General features: G+C 58.6%; 16 protein-coding genes. 3 read left to right on the top strand and 13 right to left on the bottom strand.

Annotated features, from left to right (window positions below; all coding sequences use genetic code 11):
* Positions 1-10: 10 nt before the first annotated feature.
* Both AC0Z4S_RS01885 and AC0Z4S_RS01880 read right to left on the bottom strand, forming a co-directional pair.
* The gene (locus AC0Z4S_RS01885; protein ID WP_485621825.1) at positions 11-3,778 is read right to left on the bottom strand and encodes a hypothetical protein; all 3,768 of its coding nucleotides are present in this window, start codon (positions 3,776-3,778) and stop codon (positions 11-13) included.
* A 133-nt stretch (positions 3,779-3,911) separates the two neighbouring features.
* A complete protein-coding gene (locus AC0Z4S_RS01880) occupies positions 3,912-5,021 on the bottom strand; it encodes a PilT/PilU family type 4a pilus ATPase (RefSeq protein ID WP_485621824.1) in 1,110 nt (369 codons plus the stop codon).
* 109 nt (positions 5,022-5,130) lie between these two features.
* Here AC0Z4S_RS01880 and AC0Z4S_RS01875 point away from each other — a divergent pair, with 109 nt between their 5' ends.
* Both AC0Z4S_RS01875 and AC0Z4S_RS01870 read left to right on the top strand, forming a co-directional pair.
* Entirely contained in the window at positions 5,131-7,668 is a 2,538-nt protein-coding gene (locus AC0Z4S_RS01875) for a PAS domain-containing hybrid sensor histidine kinase/response regulator (RefSeq protein WP_485621823.1), read from the top strand.
* Positions 7,669-7,720: 52 nt separating this feature from the next.
* On the top strand, positions 7,721-7,996 hold the full coding sequence (locus AC0Z4S_RS01870) for a peptidylprolyl isomerase (protein ID WP_007912322.1): 276 nt from the start codon (positions 7,721-7,723) through the stop codon (positions 7,994-7,996).
* A gap of 117 nt (positions 7,997-8,113) precedes the next feature.
* Here the strand turns inward: AC0Z4S_RS01870 and kdgK are convergent, their stop codons facing one another.
* The 8 genes from kdgK to AC0Z4S_RS01830 all read right to left on the bottom strand — a co-directional run bounded on the left by kdgK (position 8,114) and on the right by AC0Z4S_RS01830 (position 14,859).
* On the bottom strand, positions 8,114-9,037 hold the full coding sequence (kdgK, locus tag AC0Z4S_RS01865; RefSeq protein WP_485621822.1) for a 2-dehydro-3-deoxygluconokinase: 924 nt from the start codon (positions 9,035-9,037) through the stop codon (positions 8,114-8,116).
* Positions 9,038-9,171: 134 nt separating this feature from the next.
* Complete coding sequence (locus AC0Z4S_RS01860; RefSeq protein WP_485621821.1) at positions 9,172-10,386, bottom strand: amino acid deaminase; 1,215 nt, start codon at positions 10,384-10,386, stop codon at positions 9,172-9,174.
* A gap of 39 nt (positions 10,387-10,425) precedes the next feature.
* Positions 10,426-11,190 (bottom strand): IclR family transcriptional regulator, encoded by a 765-nt coding sequence (locus AC0Z4S_RS01855; RefSeq protein WP_471880350.1) that lies wholly within the window; start codon positions 11,188-11,190, stop codon positions 10,426-10,428.
* Between the two features lie 225 nt (positions 11,191-11,415).
* Positions 11,416-11,805, bottom strand: a complete 390-nt coding sequence (locus AC0Z4S_RS01850) for a RidA family protein (RefSeq protein ID WP_007912330.1) — start codon at positions 11,803-11,805, stop codon at positions 11,416-11,418.
* Positions 11,806-11,836: 31 nt separating this feature from the next.
* Positions 11,837-12,628, bottom strand: a complete 792-nt coding sequence (locus tag AC0Z4S_RS01845; RefSeq protein WP_485621820.1) for an amino acid ABC transporter ATP-binding protein — start codon at positions 12,626-12,628, stop codon at positions 11,837-11,839.
* Positions 12,625-13,287 (bottom strand): amino acid ABC transporter permease, encoded by a 663-nt coding sequence (locus AC0Z4S_RS01840; RefSeq protein ID WP_485621819.1) that lies wholly within the window; start codon positions 13,285-13,287, stop codon positions 12,625-12,627. The genes AC0Z4S_RS01845 and AC0Z4S_RS01840 overlap by 4 nt, the downstream gene beginning before the upstream one ends.
* Positions 13,288-13,296: 9 nt before the next feature.
* Positions 13,297-13,959 carry an amino acid ABC transporter permease gene (locus tag AC0Z4S_RS01835; protein ID WP_485621818.1) on the bottom strand — a complete coding sequence of 221 codons (663 nt, stop codon included), beginning with the start codon at positions 13,957-13,959 and terminating at the stop codon, positions 13,297-13,299.
* Positions 13,960-14,010: 51 nt separating this feature from the next.
* Positions 14,011-14,859 carry a transporter substrate-binding protein gene (locus AC0Z4S_RS01830; RefSeq protein ID WP_485621817.1) on the bottom strand — a complete coding sequence of 283 codons (849 nt, stop codon included), beginning with the start codon at positions 14,857-14,859 and terminating at the stop codon, positions 14,011-14,013.
* A gap of 335 nt (positions 14,860-15,194) precedes the next feature.
* Between AC0Z4S_RS01830 and AC0Z4S_RS01825 the strand changes: the two genes are divergently transcribed.
* A complete protein-coding gene (locus AC0Z4S_RS01825; RefSeq protein ID WP_485621816.1) occupies positions 15,195-15,626 on the top strand; it encodes a thioredoxin family protein in 432 nt (143 codons plus the stop codon).
* A gap of 137 nt (positions 15,627-15,763) precedes the next feature.
* Here AC0Z4S_RS01825 and AC0Z4S_RS01820 read toward each other — a convergent pair whose 3' ends face one another.
* From AC0Z4S_RS01820 to AC0Z4S_RS01810, 3 genes are all read right to left on the bottom strand, one after another.
* Positions 15,764-17,323, bottom strand: coding sequence for a TerC family protein (locus AC0Z4S_RS01820; protein ID WP_485621815.1), 1,560 nt, complete (start codon positions 17,321-17,323; stop codon positions 15,764-15,766).
* A gap of 334 nt (positions 17,324-17,657) precedes the next feature.
* Complete coding sequence (locus tag AC0Z4S_RS01815; RefSeq protein ID WP_485622095.1) at positions 17,658-18,320, bottom strand: vWA domain-containing protein; 663 nt, start codon at positions 18,318-18,320, stop codon at positions 17,658-17,660.
* A gap of 2 nt (positions 18,321-18,322) precedes the next feature.
* Positions 18,323-19,333: a magnesium chelatase ATPase subunit I gene (locus AC0Z4S_RS01810; RefSeq protein WP_485621814.1), complete on the bottom strand. Its 1,011-nt coding sequence runs from the start codon at positions 19,331-19,333 to the stop codon at positions 18,323-18,325.
* Positions 19,334-19,448 lie beyond the last annotated feature (115 nt).

Here is a 19,448-nt window from a genome sequence, read left to right as displayed (position 1 = left end):
GCGCTTGTCGTCAGCGCGGTTTGTTCAACGTGATGATTACCGGTTCCACAATCGCTTTTCCGCCACTGGCGGCAAGTGCCGCGCTGATTGTCATCATGTTGCGCTCATAGGAGGCTTTGTCGGTAGTCAGCTGACTCAGCAACGAGGTGGCCAGCCCCAGTGAATCGGCATTTTCAAAGGCTTTGGACGCTTCATGACAAACTGTGTCCGCGTCCGCTACGGGCAGACAACCGGATGCAAGATTCAGCAAAGCAGCCACATCCAGGCGCTGGCCGCTGTGATTTTCATAATCCGCGTCGATGGCGTAGCCGACATCCTGCGTTTGCGCGCTGGCATGAAACAGCTCGTGAATCAGGTCATCCGCCACCACATCATGGTTGAAGCCAAGTTTAACGAAATGTTTGTTGAGGTTTTGAGTGTAGATCTCAACAAACGCAATATCAGACCCGGTTATGGAGCCCGCGTTTTTCCAGCGCTTGTAACTGTCCACATCAAACGATGCAAGAGCGTCAGGATTCTTGAGCGCATCAAGCGCAATGTTACTTAGCGAAAAACCGGCAAAATCGAAGCGAATCAAACGCAGATAGTTCACCAGCCGCTCAGTTGCAACCGCCGAAGTATCACCGAACAGTATCTTCATCACCTGATCGCGATCTCGCTTGAAGTCGTGACGAGTGAATGTGGCAATGGCCTCATCAATCTTCGCTCGAGCGCGGGGCAGACTTTTTTCAATGAACGTGCGCGTATAACTGGTTGGCAATGTCTTGGGCGAATACGGCAGCTGTACTGGAGCCTGATATGCAAAGCCTTCCAGTGATTGACCCCATAGATTTCCTCGACGGTTCAAGGCATACCATTTGTTGTTGTTGCTGCGTGCAGCCAAAACGGCGACCGCTTCGCCGGCAACACCTTGAGGTCGCCAGGTGCCCAGTCCTAATGGCGGACAGTTGGAGGCGTCGATCAAATCATAGGATTGACGGCGACCACTCAGCCTATGCAATTGAGTGTTGGCCTTGGCAACGATTTCATGGGTGTTTTTGTTGAACCTCAGCCACCCCTTGTGCACCAGTCTACCGCCCGCCTGCAATCCAGAGGGCACACCATCCAAGGGATTGAAAAGGGAAACGGCCGAGGTGAAGGCCAACTTGGTGAGCTTCGCAGCTTTTGACGTCGTGGAAATAGCCTTTGCGGAAATGCTCAACGCTTTCGAACTGGCCCCCGCTACAGTGCCAATCAGACCGATGCCGTCCATCAAGCAGCCGTAGATCCCATCTACCACTGCGTCATGCTCACCGGTTGCAATGTCTTCAATGCACTTCTTGAACGGCACTACCAGATCAATGAAATAGGTGAGCAGTCGCTCGCCGTCATCGCGTGAGAGTTCAAGGGGCGTCGGTATACGAACCAGCTCTCTAAGCTCCTTTGGATGCATGAAAGGCCGATGCTGGACAATGAACTCAGCGATACGCGCCACTTTCGGGTCGTTGAATTTTTGATAGAAACCCGGCTTGGAAGCAGAAGATGTCCGCGGTTTTGGCAGCGTGCCAAATTTGTCGATGATCGCCATGCTGCTACTGACCGAGGTGTTTTGCGCAGTCGCATGGGTATAGCGCTTGACGTCGAGCGGCAGGCTCTGCGTAGCAATGATATTGAGGTGATCTTTTTCACTGGCGCTGAAGTCCATCCTGGAAGCTTGGTTCAGCTTCCCCTCGCGAGTGATGAGCGCCCCCAAGGCATCGTTTTTCCGAAACTCTGCGCGCGATGTGAACAGCTCATAACAGATGAAAGCATTGTTGTACGACGCACACATTACAAGGCCGAAACGCCCTGTCGCGGCATCCCTGCTTTGCTGCGTTTCCCTCGGGAACTCCCCCTCGAAAGGGCCGCCGATACGACGTTTTTTGATATAAACCGCCGATTCGCGCACCGTGAAAAAGTTGATCTCTGCATTCAAGAAGGCATTCAGATCCGATTCTGGCATCTGAGCAAGGGCCAGTTTTACGCTGGACTGCATCGCTGCGTTCAGATCGACAAGATGCACAGCCAACCGACGATCCAGTTCTTCGTCACACGATTTGAGTTGCAGTAATTTCGGGTAGCGTGTGAAGAGGCTGATACCCGAAGGGTTGTAATTGATGGATGGGCGAGGGATGCCGTTAGTGACAAGACGTACGGTACGCCTGTCCCACTTGCCGGTGACAAGATCACCCGACTGGTGCAGATCGACCATGGACATGACCTGCTGTCCGCCTTTCTCGGAAAGCGCTTTCTCATCCAGCGTGTCACAGCCCGGCGCCGCGATCCTCAATGCCTCACGGGCGATGTTTGCTCTGCTCGGCAGGGGGGTTGAAAACGCTCGGGCTATCTGGACAAATTTTTCCGCGTGCTGATCAAATGCTTCAATTGCGCGGCGGGCGCAGGCTTCCTCCGCCTGGTCCAATTCAGTTTGCGTTATCACCTGGTTAATCAGCGCCCAACTGACGATCGGGTCAATCAAGGCAAGATCGCGCATGTGTTGTTGCGCATTACTGATGGGCTCCAGATCGGCATAAGCCATGATCTGTTCATAGGTAAGGACTCGCGATGCACCTTCTTTCGCCGTCTCTACAATCACGACAGCACGACAGAAATGGATCCAGGCAATTGACCCGAGCGTAACCGACGGCGGGACGTCCATCACCAGAAACTCCGGTGCGCTACGAGCCAACAGTAAGTGCACTATCAAGGGCGCATCAAGATCAACCCAACCTTTGGCCCACAAAAAGGCAGTCAGCTCCTCGCGGACGATTGAAGCCTGGCGCTCAGCGTTAGTCGGGGCATATAGATCGTACCCACCAACGCTTCTCCTGTTCTGGACGTTCAGGAGTGACGGATCCAGTTCCACTAACAAGGCCGTGATCAGCAATTGTCGGAGCGTGTTTTGCGAAACAATCTGCCCCTCATTTACGCCAAACCAACCCAGTTCTTTCAAATAATCCCTGGCGAGCCTCATCGACTCCGGGTGGCTGAATAATTCATTGATTCGCCGGGCCGCGTTCTGATGGGTTCCAGCGGCGTGGCCAACAACCCTGTTCAGAACCTCCAGCAACTTTCTTTCTCCCATGAGCTTGGGTTGAACTGCGCGAATAGCCGACAACTGTTCTTTGGAGAGCGTCGCGTAGGTCTGATCATCTGAATGTATGTACTCCCAGTAGTTCGACGGCTCCAGGACGGGAGGATCAAACTTGAAAAATTCAATCAGATTTTTGACGCCCGCTAAATTTTCAGGCGGTTTCACGTCATGAAACTTGAACCATTGATCGAGTGTGATATCGAAATCGGGCCAAATGTAACCACCCGCTGCACGGGCCACATCGGCAATCAACTTTATTGAATCAGTTGACGAGCTACTGTATTTAAAATGGCCCGCCGCAACCAAATCCACCCAGCCACGGTCGGATCGAACTTCCATCTTTCCGTCGTGTGTGACACGCACGAGACCATTATGATCGTCCGCCCGCTCCTGACTCAGTGCACTTCTTACAGGGCTGGTCTGGAGCAGTTGGGTGAGCAGAATCTGACCCGGGTAATAAATCTGGTAAAGCGAGGAGTCCTCTTGTAGTTCAACTTCATGTGCATACCAATTTATCACGCGGCCATCAGCGTATGTTTTCAGTGCGCCGTTCAACTGAACCAAAACTCGTTGACGCTCTATTGCATCGGCATCGGCAGTGCATTTCCACTCGGCAAGATTAATGCTTGACGAACGGAAGACTTTTTTTCTATTTCCAGTAATCATGTAAAACCTCATCACGTTAATAACTGCGTATCTCAGCCGGATGAAGTTTTACAGTCAAAAAAAGAAAGCTCTACTCAAAACATATTAACTACTATTTCCAACTCCTCACCAACACTAACGAAACATTCACTTTTCAATCCATCAAACCCCATTCTCCGGCGGCTGACCCCGTGTCATCTGGCGTACTTGCAGCAAACTTTAAACGCAACTTTAAATTATTCACCGAGTCTGCATGCCTTAAAGCTTCTTCTTCACTGATCGCGCCCTCCGACACCAAGGTGAACAATGCCGCATCAAATGTTTGCATGCCCAGCTCCGTAGACTTTTCCATCATGGGTTTGAGCGCTTCGAATTCACCTCGCCGAACCAGGTCGGCAATGGTTGGCGTACCCAGTAATACCTCGACTGCCGCGCGTCGTTGTCCATCACGGGTACGCACTAACCGCTGCGAGATAAAGGCTTTCAAGTTGTTACCCAATGCCTGCAACAACTGCGGCCGTCGCTCTTCGGCAAACATATTGATCATTCGATCAAGCGCCTGGTTGGCGTTATTGGCATGCAATGTTGAAAGCACCAGATGCCCGGTCTCGGCGAACGCCAGGGCATGTTCCATGGTTTCCCGATCACGGATTTCCCCGATCAGCACGACATCCGGTGCCTGGCGCAAAGTATTCTTCAGAGCGGCATGAAAGCTGCGGGTGTCGACGCCGACTTCACGCTGATTAACGATTGAACGTTTGTGCCGATGGATATATTCGATCGGGTCTTCGATGGTTACGATGTGCCCGGCACTGTGACGATTGCGGTGGTCGATCAGTGCTGCCAGCGAGGTCGATTTGCCGGAACTGGTCGCGCCGACAAAGAGAATCAGGCCACGTTTGAGCATCACGGTTTCCAGCAGCACCGGCGGCAGCTTCAGGTCTTCGAATCGAGGAATGTCGAGTTTGACGTTACGAATGACGATCGACACATCGTTACGCTGCTTGAAAATGTTGACCCGGAACCGGCCGACGCCCGTTCGGGAGATTGCCAGGTTCATTTCCAGATCCCGGTCGAACTCCCGGCGCTGCTCGGCGTCCATCAGGGAGGTGGCGATGGCCGCGGTTTCGCCGGGTTTGAATGGCTGATCGTTCAATGCCGTCAGCACACCGTCAATGCGCGCGCTGGGCGGTGCGCCGGTGGAGAGGAACAGATCCGAACCGTTTTTTTGCGACAATGTTGATAATAGTGCATCGATTTCCATGGCTGAAGGCACCCGCGAAGCATTGGATGAGCAGATTTGGCCTACGCTTGGCGCGGCTCCTGCAACAATGATAGACCCCGTCTCACCGAACCACGCTCAGGATTGACGTATGAACGCTGTACCCACCCCCGATGACACCCAGGCTCTGATTGCCCGCACCGACTGGAGCCGCAGCCCGCTGGGCGCTGCCGGCACCTGGCCGCAGAGCCTGCGCACCGCAGTGGACATCGTGATTCATTCGCCGATGCCGATGCTGCTGTTATGGGGCCCGGAGCTGACGCAGATCTACAACAATGGTTTCGCCCTGCTCGCTGGTAGCAAGCATCCGGAGGCATTCGGACAGCCGACGCATGAGGTCTGGCCGGAAGTGCGGGATTTTTCCGAACCGATTTACCAGGCGGTGCTGCAGGGGCAGGTCCGCAGCTTCAGCGAGCAGCGTTTCAGCGTACAACGTGACGGCAAGAAAACCGATTTCTGGCTGGATCTGACCTATAGCCCGATTCGCGATGAAACCGCACAGGTGGCGGGAATTCTGATTACCGCCATCGAAACCAACGAACGCCGACGCATTGCCCTGGAATTGCAACGCCGCTCCGAGGAAAGTCTCAAGGCCCAGCGCCAGTCCGAAGAGCGTCTGCAACTGGCCCTCGCCGCGACCGACGCAGTCGGCACCTGGGACTGGGACATCGGCGAAGACCGTTTTATCGCCGATGCGCATTTCGCCGAATTGCACGGTGTCGATCCCGCCAGGGCCGGCCAGTTACCGATCAGCGACTACCTGCACGGTGTGCACCCCGAAGACCGCGCCATGGTGGCGCGCGGGATCAAGCACTGCATCACCCACGGCACCGAATACGCCGAGGAATACCGTTTGTTGCAAGCCGATGGCCAGGTTCGCTGGGTTTTTGCCCGGGGTCGTTGCTACAAGGATCACCACGGACGTCCCATGCGTTTTCTCGGCGCCGCGCTGGATCTGACCGAGCGTAAACACACGGAACAGGCGTTACGGCAGAGCCAGACCGAATTGCAGTTGATCATCAACGCCATGCCGATTCTGATCAGCTATGTCGACGCCGAAGAACGGTTCCGCTTGAACAATGCGGCCTATCTCGACTGGTACGGCCTGACACCGCAGGAGTTGTACGGGCGCACGATTCGTGAAGTCATTGGCGAAGAAGCGTACTTCCTGCGCGCACCGTATATCGCCGAAGCACTGGCCGGGCGTTCCTGTTCGTTCAGCCTGTACACGCCGCACCGCGACGGCAGCACCCGTCACGCTTTGATGAATTATCTGCCGCGTCATGGCGCGGATGGCGCAGTGAACGGCTTCTACATCTTTGTAATCGACGAAACCGAGCGCAAGAAAACCGAAGAAGCCCTGCGCAATCTCAACGAAACCCTGGAAGAACGCGTCAGCGCGCGCACCGAGCAACTGGCCCAGGCCAACCAGCGCTTGCAGAACGAGATGTTCGAACGCGAGCGCGCCGAAGACGCCCTGCGCCATGCGCAGAAAATGGAAGCGGTCGGCCAGCTCACCGGTGGCATCGCCCATGACTTCAACAACATGCTCACCGGCATCATCGGCAGTCTCGACCTTATGCAGCGCTACATCGCCAACGGTCGCGCCGAGGAAATCGGTCGTTTTGCCGAAGCGGCGGTGTCATCGGCCAATCGCGCGGCGGCGCTGACCCATCGCTTGCTGGCGTTCTCGCGGCGCCAGTCGCTGGATCGCAAACAACTGAACGTCAACGAGCTGGTGCATTCGCTGGAAGATCTGATCCGTCGCACCAAGGGCGATCCGATCGACCTGCAACTGCGCCTGCCGGACGACCTGTGGCCGGTGAGTACCGACGTCAGTCAGCTGGAAAATGCCTTGCTCAATCTGGTGATCAACGCCCGCGATGCGATGCCGGAGGGCGGCGTATTGCTGATCCAGACTGCCAACGTTTACCTCGACAGCAGCGAGGTCACCATTCTCGAGCCGGTGAAGGCCGGGGAGTATGTGATGCTCGCTGTCAGCGACAACGGCACCGGCATGACGCCGTCAATCCGCTCCAAGGCTTTCGATCCGTTCTTCACCACCAAGCCGATCGGCCAGGGCACCGGGCTCGGGCTGTCGATGATCTACGGTTTCGCCCAGCAGTCCGGTGGTCACGTCAGCCTCGACAGCGTGCCGGGGCAAGGTACTTGCGTGCGCCTGTACTTGCCGCGCTTGCTTGAACCGACGCCGGAAACTTCATCGGTGGAGAAAGCCGAACCGATTGCTGCTTCATCTTCGGGCGAAACCGCCATCGTGGTCGAGGATGACCCGGCGGTGCGCATGCTGGTCCTCGATCTGCTCAAGGAACTGGGCTACAAAACCTTCGAAGCGGAAAACGCCAAGACCGCCCTGCCCGTGCTCGAGTCCGTGCAACGCGTCGATCTGCTGGTCACAGACGTCGGGCTGCCCGGCATGAACGGTCGTCAGCTGGCAGAGATCGCCCGTCAGCACAGGCCTGGTTTGAAAGTGCTGTTCATGACCGGCTACGCGCAAATTGCTGCCGAACGTCAGGGTTTTCTCGAAGAAGGCATGGACATGGTTGCCAAGCCTTTCGTGCTTGAAGTGCTGGCAAGCAAGATCCGCAAGCTGATTAACCCGATCTCGTGACTTGAGGCATAATCGCGCGCCCCGCTGTCACCCCGTTATCAGGTATTGCACGATGAAAGCCCAAGCCCGCCACATTCTGGTGAAAACTGCCGAAGAGGCCGAACAACTCAAACAGCGCATCGCCAAGGGCGAAGCGTTCGATGTGCTGGCGAAGAAGTTCTCGACCTGCCCGTCCGGCAAGCGCGGCGGAGACCTGGGTGAGGTGCGGCCGGGGCAAATGGTCGGTGCAATTGATGCGGTAATTTTCAAGAAACCGCTGCGGACCGTGCATGGGCCGATCAAGAGCAAGTTTGGTTATCACCTGGTGCAGGTGTTTTACCGGGATTGATCGCTGCTCGCTGTAGGAGCTGACGAGTGCAACGAGGCTGCGATCTTTTGATCTTGCTTTTTTCAGGGGCAAGGTCAAAAGATCGCAGCCTTCGGCAGCTCCTACAGGTATCGCATTTCATGCACTGGGAATCAGCGCTCCCGGCACCTGTATCACCCGGCTCGCCAACTCATGCCCCGCCTGCGCCGCCTCTGCCGGACTGCCGCCGAGCAATCGTCTGGCCAGATACGCCGCGCTGAACGAATCCCCCGCCGCTGTGGTGTCGACAACCTTGACGACCTTCTGCGCCGGCACTTCAAACGCCTCCCCCTGACACCGAATCAGACACGCCTCGGCGCCGCGTTTGAGCACCACTTCCGGCGTGCCGAACTGCGCGTAAGCGGCAAATACTTCTTGCGCATCGGCAAAGCCGTACAGCGCCTGTTCGTCATCCACCGTCAACAACGCCAGATCGACATACGGCAACACACTGCGATACGCCGCGCGCGCCTCTTCGACCGAAGCCCACAGGCGTGGGCGGTAGTTGTTGTCGAAGACGATGCGCGCATCACGCTGCCGGGCTTCGCTCAACGTCTTGATCAGGCGGGCGCGGCCTTGCATTCCAAGTACGGCGAGGGTGATGCCGCTGAAATACAGCACGTCGTAATCAGGCAGTGCCGCGAGGATTGGCTCGGCCGCAGGGGTCGTAAAGCAATCGCGCACGGCCGCTTCGTTACGCCAGTACAGAAAGCGACGTTCGCCGTTTGCGTCGGTCTGGATGCAGTACAAACCGGGCAGTCGCCCGGGCAAGCGCTGCACGAGATCAAGGCCGATGCCTTCGCTGCGCCAGATCTTGCACATGGCGTCGCTGAAACTGTCATCGCCCAGCGCCGTGACGTAATCGACCTGCGCCTTGTCGGCCATCGCACGGGACAGGTACACCGCGGTATTGAGGGTATCGCCACCGAAGCTTTGCTGCAGACTGCCATCGGCGCGTTGCTGCAGTTCGATCATGCATTCGCCGATGAGGGCGATGCGCGGGGTGTTGCGGAGGATTTTCATCGGGCGGGATCTCTGGGGGGGCGGTGGTGGCTGTTCTGGCGTCTTCGCGAGCAGGCTCGCTCCCACAATGGAACTCATTGCCCTTGTGGGAGCGAGCCTGCTCGCGAATAGCCGTCGCGACGCAATCTCAAGGCTTAGAAACAAGTCTCCATGGTCTCGATGACGGCCAACTGCTCATCCACCAGCAACCCCACCCGCCACTTGTCAAAGGTCAGGCACGGATGCGAAGTACCGAAGGAAATGATGTCGCCCACGCGTAATTCAACGCCCGGCGCCACGGTCATGAATGCATGCTGATCCATCACCGCGGTGACCTTGCATGCACCGACATCATCACCCACCGCCGGCACCAGACCGGCCTTGTAGCGCAACAACGGCACTGGCAAACCGGCATCGAAGGCAACGTCGCGCTTGCCCAGCGCAATCACCGCAAAACCCGGCTCCGGCAGCGATTGCACATGCGCCCAGACTTCCAGCGCCGGGCGCAGGCCCTCGTGCAGATCACTGCGACGGTCGAGCACGCAGCATTGCGCTTCTTTGTAAATGCCATGGTCATGAGCCACGTAACTGCCCGGGCGCAACACGCTGAGGAAACGGCCAGCGGCGTTCTGCGTTTCGAAGGATTCGGCAATCAGGTCGTACCACGCCGAACCCGACGCAGTGATGATCGGCTTAGCAATGGCGAACGCGCCGCTGTCTTGCAATTGCACCGCCAGACGCACAAGCGACGCGGCAAATTCGCGAATGCCGCTGACTGCGTGATCGCCGTGAATCACCCCTTCATAACCTTCGATGCCGGTCAGCGCCAGCGCCGGTTGTGCGTCGATGGCCTTGGCCAGCTCGATGACTTCCTGCTCGCTGCGGCACCCACAGCGCCCGCCGACCACGCCGTACTCGATCATCACGTTGAGCCTGACCCCACGGGACGCGAAGTAAGCCCCGAGGTCGGCGACGTTGTCCGGGTGATCGACCATGCAATAGAAATCGAACGTCGGATCGGCGAGCAGATCGGCAATCAGTGCCATGTTCGGCGTACCGATCAGTTGATTGGCCATCAGCACCCGGCGCACGCCGTGGGCATAAGCGGCGCGGGTCTGGGTGGCGCTGGCGAGGGTGATGCCCCAGGCGCCGGCGTCGAGCTGTCGTTGGAACAGTGCCGGAGTCATGCTGGTTTTGCCGTGGGGCGCGAGTTCGGCGCCGCTGTCGCTGACAAACTTCTGCATCCAGCGAATGTTGTGCTCCAGCGCCTCGCGGTGCAGCACCAGCGCCGGCAGGCTGACGTCGCGGGTCAGTTGCGCGCCGATGGCGGCATCGCCCTTTTCCACAGCAGGATTGATGGCAGTCGTCATGGTCGAATTCCTCACAGTCGCGGCCGCAGGCAGCCGCGGTTATTCGTTGATACGCCGGGCGAGGCTGTTGGCGCTCTCGATCAGCACCCGGCGATAGTCGTTGTAATTGTTCTTTGCGTCGGCGCGCGGGGCGACGATGCACAGGGTACAAATGGCCACGCCGTGCAGGTCTTTGACCGGCGCGGCAAAGCAATGGGTGAAGGTGTCGGCGACGCTGTCGAAGGAGAAGAAGCCATCGATGCCGGCCTGACGAATTTCTGCCAGAAAGCGTTCCAGCGGCAGGCGCTCGCCGTCGGGCAGGATGTAGTCGTCTTCGTCGATCAGGTCGATGATCTGCTGATCGCTCAAGTGCGCGAGCAGCAGGCGTCCGGAAGCCGTCCACGGGATCGGTGCGTTCTCACCGATGTCGGACGAGATGCGGAAATGCCGCTCACCCTCTTTCATCAACGCCACCGTGTATTTGCGCCCGTTGAGCAGGCACATCTGTGCGGTTTCGCGGGTCTGGCTGACGATTTCCTGCAGGGCGTGATCGGCCTCGCGGCTGAGATCGAAATGACGCAGATGGGCCTGGCCCAGAAAGTACAACTGGCGGCCCAGATAGACGTGGCCGTCCTTGCCCACCGGCTCCAGAATCCGCCGTTCCAGCAAGGAGGCGACCAGTTCGTAGACCGTGGATTTCGGACTGCCGATGCCGTTGGCGATGTCGTTGGGGCGCAGGGGCTGGCCGATTTCCTTGAGAAAATCGAGGATATCGAACGCCCGATCCAGACCGCGTGCCCGGCGTTTGATGGTGTCTTCGGTCATTTCAGTGGTTTCCATTCAAAGTCGCCGGATGGTAACTGGCCCTTGGTTCCGTGTCAGTGACATTGCCGCCCTCACCCCCCGCCCTCTCCCAGAGGGAGAGGGAGCCTGACCGTATCGATGTAAATGTAAGCGTCATACGCAAAATCCGCATCGATACAGATCAGTCCCCTCTCCCTTGGGAGAGGGTTAGGGTGAGGGGCTGCGGCCTAAGCAACGCAGCGATTTTCAAGCCTTCTTCTTGTACGCGATGCAGTCGATCTCAACCTTGCAATCGACCATCATGCTCGCCTGCACACACGCCCGCGCCGGTGCGTGTTCAGGCTTGAAGTACTCACCGAAAACCTTGTTGAAGCTGCTGAAATCCCGTGGATCGTCCAGCCACACACCGGCGCGGACCACGTCTTCCAGGCCATAACCGGCCTCTTCGAGAATCGCGATCAGGTTCTTCATGGTCTGGTGAGTCTGCTCGACGATGCCGCCGACGATGATCTCGCCATCCACCGCCGGTACCTGACCGGACACATGTAGCCAGCCATCCGCTTCGACTGCGCGGGCGAATGGACGAGGCTGGCCGCCGGCGGCGGTGCTGCCGGTGCCGTAACGCGTAATGCTCATGGGTGTTTCTCCTGATTGCAAAAGTACAGATTCAAAACCGCGTGCTCTTGAGAAATTCCGCCAGACGCGGCGATTGCGGGCGTTCGAACAGTTCCTTGGGAGGCCCCTGCTCTTCGATCCGCCCTTGATTCATGAAAACGATCTTGTCCGAGACCTCGAAGGCAAAACGCATTTCATGGGTGACCAGCAACATGGTCATGCCGTCCTCGGCCAGGCCCTTGATGACGTTGAGCACCTCGCCGACCAGCTCCGGGTCGAGGGCCGAGGTAACTTCGTCGAACAGCATCAGGCTCGGGTTCATTGCAATGGCCCGGGCGATGGCCACGCGCTGTTGTTGGCCGCCGGACAACTGACCGGGAAAGTGATTGCGCCGCTCCAGCAGGCCGACACGCTCCAGCCATTTTTCAGCGAGCACCACGGCTTCATCCTTGTGCATTTTCTTCACCTTGAGCAGGCCCAAGGTGACGTTCTGCAACGCGGTCAGGTGCGGAAACAGGTTGAACTGCTGGAAGGCCATGCCGGTCATCGCGCGATGGCGGGCAATGACTTTCTCAGGGTGACGCACGCGTTTGCCGTTGACCTCGTCGTAGCCGATGGATTCGCCGTCGAGCAGGATCTGCCCGCCCTGGAATTCTTCGAGCATGTTCACGCAACGCAGCAGCGTCGTCTTGCCGGAACCGCTGGAGCCGATCAGGGTGACGACGTTGCCGCGCTGCATGCTCAGGTCGACACCCTTGAGCACCTCCACCGCGCCGTACTGTTTGTGCAGGCCGCGAATGTCCAGCAGCGCCTGATCCTGTGAAGCAACTTGAACTTGAGTCATGGCAGGGCCACCCGCTTTTCAATGTGCCGGCCGAGTAATTCGATGCCGTAGTTGATGACGAAGAACAGAAAACCGGCGAACAGGTAGAACTCCAGGGTCATGAAGTTCCGGGCGATGATCTGTTGCGTGCTGAGCAGTAATTCGGCGACGCCGATCACCGAGAGCAGAGTCGAGGCCTTGACGATTTCCGTGGACGAGTTGACCCAGGTCGGCAGGATCTGCCGCAATGCCTGGGGCAACAACACGTAGCCGAGGGATTGGTAGAACGTCAGGCCGATGGCTTTGCCCGCCTCCATCTGCCCGCGCGGCAAGGCTTGCAGCGCGCCGCGGACGATTTCGGCGACGTGCGAGCCGCAGAACAGCGTCAGGCCCAGGGCACCAGCCTGAAACGCGCTGATCTGCCAACCGAGCGCCGGCGCCATGTAAAAGCAGGCCAGTACCAGCACGAACACCGGCGTACCACGAATCAGATCGACGTAAAGCCGAAACGGCGCGCGCATCCAGAACTTGCCGTAGGTCAGCACCAGACCGGCGACCACACCGAGCATAGTGCCGAGGACGATGGCCAGCGCCGAGACTTGCACGCTGGTCAGAAAGCCCTGCCACAACGGCTCGCGGGCGAGCCACAATTCATGTAACCAACTGGGAGATTGGTACATCGCAGCCTCCTATCGGCGGATCGCCAGACGCTGCTCGAGATAACGCAGCAACATGGCAATGAGGTAACAGGCCGCGACATACAACGCCGTGGTCACCAGCCAGATTTCGATCACCCGGTAGCTCTCGACGTTGATCTTGCGCGCGTAATAAGTCAGCTCCGGCACTGCAATCGCAGCGGCCAGTGAAGTGTCCTTGAACAGCGAAATGAAGTTGTTCGACAGCGCCGGCAACACGTTGCGCAGCATCACCGGCACGGTGACGTAGGCCTTCACTTGCCACTCGCCGAGACCGATCGCCAGGCCAGCTTCGCGCTGCCCTTTGGGGATGCTCAGCAAGCCGCCACGGAAGACTTCGGTCAGGTACGCGCCGGCATACAGCGACAGCGTGATGATGAACGATGGAATCTTGTCCAGACGAATGCCCAGACTTGGCAAGGCAAAGTAGATCAACAGAATCAACACCAGGATCGGCGTGTTGCGTACTACCGTGACGTACACCGAGGCCAGCACCCGCAAGGCGCGATGCTTCGACAGCAAGGCAAACGCCATCAGCAGGCCGATCACGCAGCCGATGGCGATCGACACCAGCGCCAGCTGCAAGCCCAGCCCGAGCCCCGCCAGCAAGGTGTCGAAATCGCGCCACACGGCGGCAAAGTTCAACTGATAATTCATGGTCAGCAGTACCTTGAGCGGGGCGACTGAAATCGCCCCACTCTCACGGGATCATTTGAATTCGACTGGGAAACCGATCGCGGGCGACGGCAGATCGGCACCGAACCATTGCTTGAAGGAAGCGGCATAGGTCGGGAATTCAACGCCGGTCATGGCTTCATGCAGCGCGGTGTTGACGAAGTTCAGCCAATCCTGATCGCCACGTTTGACTGCGCAGGCGTAAGTCTGCGGACTCCAGGCATAGCTCGGGCTGCGGTAGCGGCCCGGGTTCTGCACCATCAGGTATTTGACCGAAGACTGATCGGTGGCGGCGGCATCGGCGCGGCCGGAGTTGACCGCCTGATACATCAGGTCGACGCTGTCGTACTGATCGACCTTGGCCTTGGGCAACGCCTGATGCACCAATTCTTCGGCGTAAACGTTCTGCAGCACCGCCACGGTGACGTCATCGCCTGCCGCTTGCAGGTCTTCGATTTCCTTGTACTTGCTGTTGTTCGGCAACAGCAAGCCGACTCCTTCGCGGTAGTACGGCAGAGTGAATGCCACTTGCTGGGCTCGGCTGGCGGTGACGGTGATGAACTGGCAGCTCATGTCGACCTTGTCGGTCAGCAGGTTGGGGATCCGCGCATCGGAGGACTGCACCACGAACTCAACTTTGTTCGGGTCATTGAACAGCCCTTTCGCCACCATCCTGGCAATGTCGATATCAAACCCCTGCAACTTGCCGTCCGCACCCTGAAAGTGCCACGGCGCGTTGGTGCTGCCGGTACCCACGATCAACTTGCCACGGGCCAGAACACTGTCGAGCTTGCTGTCGGCAGCCTGGGCCAGACCCATGACCGAAGAAGAAGCTGCAAGAACAAAAACACACGCTTTTAACAACGAAGGACGGCGATGCATGGCAAGCACTCCAGAATTGTGTTTATTCCGCTATACCGGAACACGGTTTGTTACTACGGAATAGACAGCAGAAAGTGTGCCACAGGATGTCGAAGGAATCTGCAGCGCCTTGAAATGTTTTGGAAATCAGGTGGATGCGATGAAAGGAATTCTGCGGTTACCGCGCGCGCCTTGAGCGTGCGCTACCTTTGGCTACACCCGACGGGTATTCGCGCCACATGCAAGGGCGCGACGCACCAAAAAAGCCAAATGTCACCTGTCAACTCTGACAGTGGTGGTCATATAGAGGTTGATTTAGCGTGGCAGGCATCGCCACAGTCGAAAAGGAGATCCTGATGAGCGCATACATCCCTCCCTTCACATTGCCTGCCATTTACCGCAAGGCCCTGAAAACCTGGCGCCCGGTCATCCTGTATTTCGCAAATGATCACTGCCCCGCGTGCGAATGGGCGGGGCCGATTTTTCGGCGGATTGCCGAGCCATATAGATTGCGTGCCAACATCTACGTGCTCGACACCAGCCAGTCGCCCAGACACCCAAACGTGACCGCCACGCCGACGGTGCTCTTCTACAAGGGCGGCAGGCTGATAAAAAAACTCAAAGGTATTGGGACTGAAGAAACTCTGGCACGGGATTTCGCCACGCATATCGGCAAGACCAAGGCGCCCGTTGCCGCGCGCAAACGAACGCATGATCTGGCTTGGTTGCGTCAGACGCTCCGTACTTTGCGCACCGTCCCACGTGCACGCCCAGGGAGGATGTTCTGAACGAGCTTCACCAGGGATGTGAAGTGCCTGCCAAATCGCATTCGCGAGCAAGCTCGCTCCCACATTTGAAACGCGTTCCAATGTGGGAGCGAGCTTGCTCGCGAAGAGGCCGGCACCGCCTGTAGAGAGCTCAAGTATTACGCGGCAGCACGCTCCAGCAGCACCCGCGTCACCCGCCGTTCCTCAACCGCTTTGACGGTCAGTTGCCAGCCTTCGTATTCCAGTCGATCGCCCATCATCGGCAAGCGATCCAGAAGACTCATGACCAACCCCGCCATGGTCTGATAGTCCTCGGTCGGCTCGGCGCCGAAGCCGGTATGCTGGCGTACGCGGGCCAACGGCAACGCGCCGCTGACGAGGAATCCACCACGCTCTTCGACCACGTCCGGGCCTTCGATTTCGCTGGCATCGGGTAATTCGCCAGCGATGGATTCGAGGATGTCGGTCATGGTCAGCACACCAACGAAGTCACCAAACTCGTTGACCACGAAAGCAATGTGCGTCGAGGCCGCGCGCATTTGCTCCAGCGCATTGAGGATCGAATAACTGTCGAGCAGATTGAGGGTCTTGCGCGCCAGATGCTCAAGGTTCGGCTCGTTGCCGGCCAGATACTCCTTGAGCAATTCCTTCTTGTGTACAAAGCCCAGCGGCTCGTCCACTGCGCCATCACGAATCAACGGCAAGCGCGAGTAGGACGAATGCATCAACTTCGTGCGAATGGTTTCGGCATCATCGGCCAGGTCGATCAGATCGACATCGGCGCGCACCGTCATGAGGTGGCGAATCGGCCGCTCGGCCAGTTGCAGCACGCCGCTGATCATCACCCGCTCACGGCGGTCGAACAGCTCGGCGATCGGCGCTTCACCGTTGTCGAGCAAATCGGAAATATCCTCACCGACCTCCTCCACTGCGAGTTTGCGCCCGCCGAGCAAGCGCATTACCGCATGGGCGGTGCGCTCACGCAGCGGACGCAAGCCCTGCATCGAGCGTTTGCGGCGTGCCCGGGCGATCTGGTTGAACACTTCGATGAGGATCGAGAACCCGATCGCGGCGTACAGATAACCTTTCGGGATGTGGAAACCCAGACCTTCTGCAGTCAGGGCAAAACCGATCATCATCAGGAAGCCCAGACACAACATGATCACGGTCGGGTGCGCGTTGACGAAACGGGTCAACGGTTTGCTGGCGACGATCATCAGGCCGATGGAAATGATCACGGCGATCATCATCACCGCCAGTTCATCGACCATGCCCACGGCGGTAATCACCGCATCGAGCGAGAACACCGCGTCGAGCACCACGATCTGCGCAACGATTGGCCAGAACAGCGCATAGGCGTTGTTGGTCGAACGCTCGCCGACGTGGCCTTCGAGGCGTTCGTGCAATTCCATGGTGGCCTTGAACAACAGGAACACGCCACCGAACAGCATGATCAGGTCGCGGCCGGAGAAGCTCTTGTCGAACACCTCGAACAACGGCTGCGTCAGCGTGACCAGCCAGGAAATACTCGCCAACAGGCCCAGACGCATGATCAACGCCAGCGACAGGCCGATGATGCGCGCGCGATCACGCTGATGCGGCGGCAGTTTGTCGGCCAGGATTGCGATGAACACCAGGTTGTCGATACCCAGCACCAGTTCCAGCACGATCAGAGTCAACAGGCCTAACCAGGCCGTGGGATCCGCTAACCATTCCATAAAACGTCTCGATCTCTATTCGGTGAATTCAGGCTGCCGGACACGGGAAAGTGCAACGCGGAAGCTCGAGAGCTGCGTTATCAACCATGGTCGGGAGTCGGAAGACGGGATGCTGCGAATGGATCAAGACCGCACGAAGGCGCGCTGGAGAGTGCTGACTGGGAGGCTCCGAGAGGGGGTTCATGTAAATCCTGAATTGAAAATGGCCTTGGAGCGTACAGGCTTCGGGAACATTTCCTACAGAGGCAAATCATTTCAAAATCTGTACAGTCTGGACAGATGTGTTGATTGTGCGGGCCTGCTCGCGATGAGGCCCGACCAAACACAGAAAATATCAGAGGGAAATCAACTCATCGATATGCCGATATTGCGCTTGCAGCGCGCTCGCCAGATCCTTCGCCCGGCCCAGTCGAATCGGCCCGCGCTCGATGTCGATGAGCAATCCAGGACACGCGAGCACCGGCAATCCCGACAGTTCTTTCAAGCGACCATCGGTCACGATCAGGCAGCGCTGCAACTCAGCCGGAAAGCGCTTGCGCCGCATCGTCAGCCATTGTTGCGCCTGCTCCAACGCAGCGAGCAACGGCGTGCCGCCACCGGCGCCCAGGCCGTCGAGCCAGACGCGCAGGCCGGTTGAGGCCTTCAAGCCTTGCACCTGCCACTCCGGCGCGATGCCACTGGCTGTCAGCAAGGCTAGCCGCGCGCGCTGGCGATAGGCGTCGTCGAACATCTGCGCGAGCAGGCCCTTGGCATCGCTCAAGGCCTGATGGCGCCGGGTCGAGGCCGACGCATCGACGATAACCAACCAGACTTCGTGGGGGGAACGGGTGCGCTGCTGAAACAGCAGATCAGCGCGGCTCCGAGGGCGGCCATTGAGCAGCGTGCCGGGCCAGTTCACCGCACCGCCGCTCGCCGCCTGCCGTTGCCCTTGACGGCCATCATCGAGCTGTCCGGCGCGGGGTCTGGCATTCGCCCCCGCATCGGATCGGGGGCGAATGCCTAGGGCTTTTTTGCCAGTGGCGGCCAGCTTGGTACTTCGCGGCGGGCACCGGTAACTTGCGCGGTGGCCGGCATCTCACCCCATTGGCCCTGTCCTTCGCTGGGCTTGTTCTGTGCACCTGAGGGCGATTGCGCAGATGACTCAGCGCGGGGCGAAGGTAGCTCGCGACGGCGATGGCGCAGGGCAAATTCGGCCACCGCATCGATATCTGCTTCAGCAATCGCATCCGCGCCACGCCACGCGGCATGGGCGCGGGCCGCGCGCAACCACACCAGATCGGCGCGCAAGCCATCGACGCCAGCGGCGAAACAACGTTCGGTAATAAGCGCCAGCGCCACATCGTCCAAGGGGATTTTCACCAACAGGTTCCGGGCGGTTTCACAGCGCGACCGCAAGGCGTGTTGCTCGGTTTCCCACTGCGCGCAGAACGCCTGCGGATCGCTGTCGAAATCCAGCCGTCGGCGAATGATCTGCCCGCGCTCGGTCGGCGCGGTATGGCCGCTGAGGGCGACATTCAAGCCGAATCGATCAAGCAGTTGCGGGCGCAGCTCGCCCTCCTCCGGGTTCATGGTGCCGATCAAGACGAACTTCGCCGAGTGCCCGTGGGAAATGCCGTCGCGCTCGATCACATTGGTGCCGCTTGCGGCAACATCGAGCAGCAGGTCGACCAAATGATCAGGCAGCAGATTGACCTCATCGACGTAGAGCACGCCACCGTCAGCCTTGGCCAATACTCCGGGGGAAAACTGCGCGCGACCGCCGCTGAGGGCGGCATCGAGGTCGAGGGTGCCGACCAGCCGCTCTTCAGTGGCGCCCAGCGGCAAGGTGACGAATTGGCCGCTGGCGAGCAGATCCGCCAGGCCCCGGGCCAGTGTCGACTTGGCCATGCCGCGTGGCCCTTCGATGAGCACGCCACCGATTTTCGGGTCGATGGCGGTCAGGCACAGGGCGAGTTTCAGGTCATCGGCGCCGACCACGGCGGAGAGCGGGAAATGCGGGGTGTCGGTCATTTGGGTTTTCTCTTTCGTGGTCGTGGGTGCTTTTTAGATTGCGGTGTGTCAATTGTTGCCCTCACCCTAGCCCTCTCCCAGAGGGAGAGGGAACCGACCGTGGTGTTCTCTCGAG

The organism is Pseudomonas sp. 1L-B-1-E-C1 (assembly GCF_057291835.1).
Note: the sequence above shows the minus strand (reverse complement) of the source record. Positions and strands in the feature narration are given on the sequence as shown.

What these genes read in the sequence shown, in the direction of transcription:
- AC0Z4S_RS01885 (WP_485621825.1), bottom strand. Translation starts at nt 3,778, where the DNA reads ATGATTACTGGAAATAGAAAAAAAGTCTTCCGTTCGTCAAGCATTAAT.
- AC0Z4S_RS01880 (WP_485621824.1), bottom strand. Translation starts at nt 5,021, where the DNA reads ATGGAAATCGATGCACTATTATCAACATTGTCGCAAAAAAACGGTTCG.
- AC0Z4S_RS01875 (WP_485621823.1), top strand. Translation starts at nt 5,131, where the DNA reads ATGAACGCTGTACCCACCCCCGATGACACCCAGGCTCTGATTGCCCGC.
- AC0Z4S_RS01870 (WP_007912322.1), top strand. Translation starts at nt 7,721, where the DNA reads ATGAAAGCCCAAGCCCGCCACATTCTGGTGAAAACTGCCGAAGAGGCC.
- kdgK (WP_485621822.1), bottom strand. Translation starts at nt 9,037, where the DNA reads ATGAAAATCCTCCGCAACACCCCGCGCATCGCCCTCATCGGCGAATGC.
- AC0Z4S_RS01860 (WP_485621821.1), bottom strand. Translation starts at nt 10,386, where the DNA reads ATGACGACTGCCATCAATCCTGCTGTGGAAAAGGGCGATGCCGCCATC.
- AC0Z4S_RS01855 (WP_471880350.1), bottom strand. Translation starts at nt 11,190, where the DNA reads ATGACCGAAGACACCATCAAACGCCGGGCACGCGGTCTGGATCGGGCG.
- AC0Z4S_RS01850 (WP_007912330.1), bottom strand. Translation starts at nt 11,805, where the DNA reads ATGAGCATTACGCGTTACGGCACCGGCAGCACCGCCGCCGGCGGCCAG.
- AC0Z4S_RS01845 (WP_485621820.1), bottom strand. Translation starts at nt 12,628, where the DNA reads ATGACTCAAGTTCAAGTTGCTTCACAGGATCAGGCGCTGCTGGACATT.
- AC0Z4S_RS01840 (WP_485621819.1), bottom strand. Translation starts at nt 13,287, where the DNA reads ATGTACCAATCTCCCAGTTGGTTACATGAATTGTGGCTCGCCCGCGAG.
- AC0Z4S_RS01835 (WP_485621818.1), bottom strand. Translation starts at nt 13,959, where the DNA reads ATGAATTATCAGTTGAACTTTGCCGCCGTGTGGCGCGATTTCGACACC.
- AC0Z4S_RS01830 (WP_485621817.1), bottom strand. Translation starts at nt 14,859, where the DNA reads ATGCATCGCCGTCCTTCGTTGTTAAAAGCGTGTGTTTTTGTTCTTGCA.
- AC0Z4S_RS01825 (WP_485621816.1), top strand. Translation starts at nt 15,195, where the DNA reads ATGAGCGCATACATCCCTCCCTTCACATTGCCTGCCATTTACCGCAAG.
- AC0Z4S_RS01820 (WP_485621815.1), bottom strand. Translation starts at nt 17,323, where the DNA reads ATGGAATGGTTAGCGGATCCCACGGCCTGGTTAGGCCTGTTGACTCTG.
- AC0Z4S_RS01810 (WP_485621814.1), bottom strand. Translation starts at nt 19,333, where the DNA reads ATGACCGACACCCCGCATTTCCCGCTCTCCGCCGTGGTCGGCGCCGAT.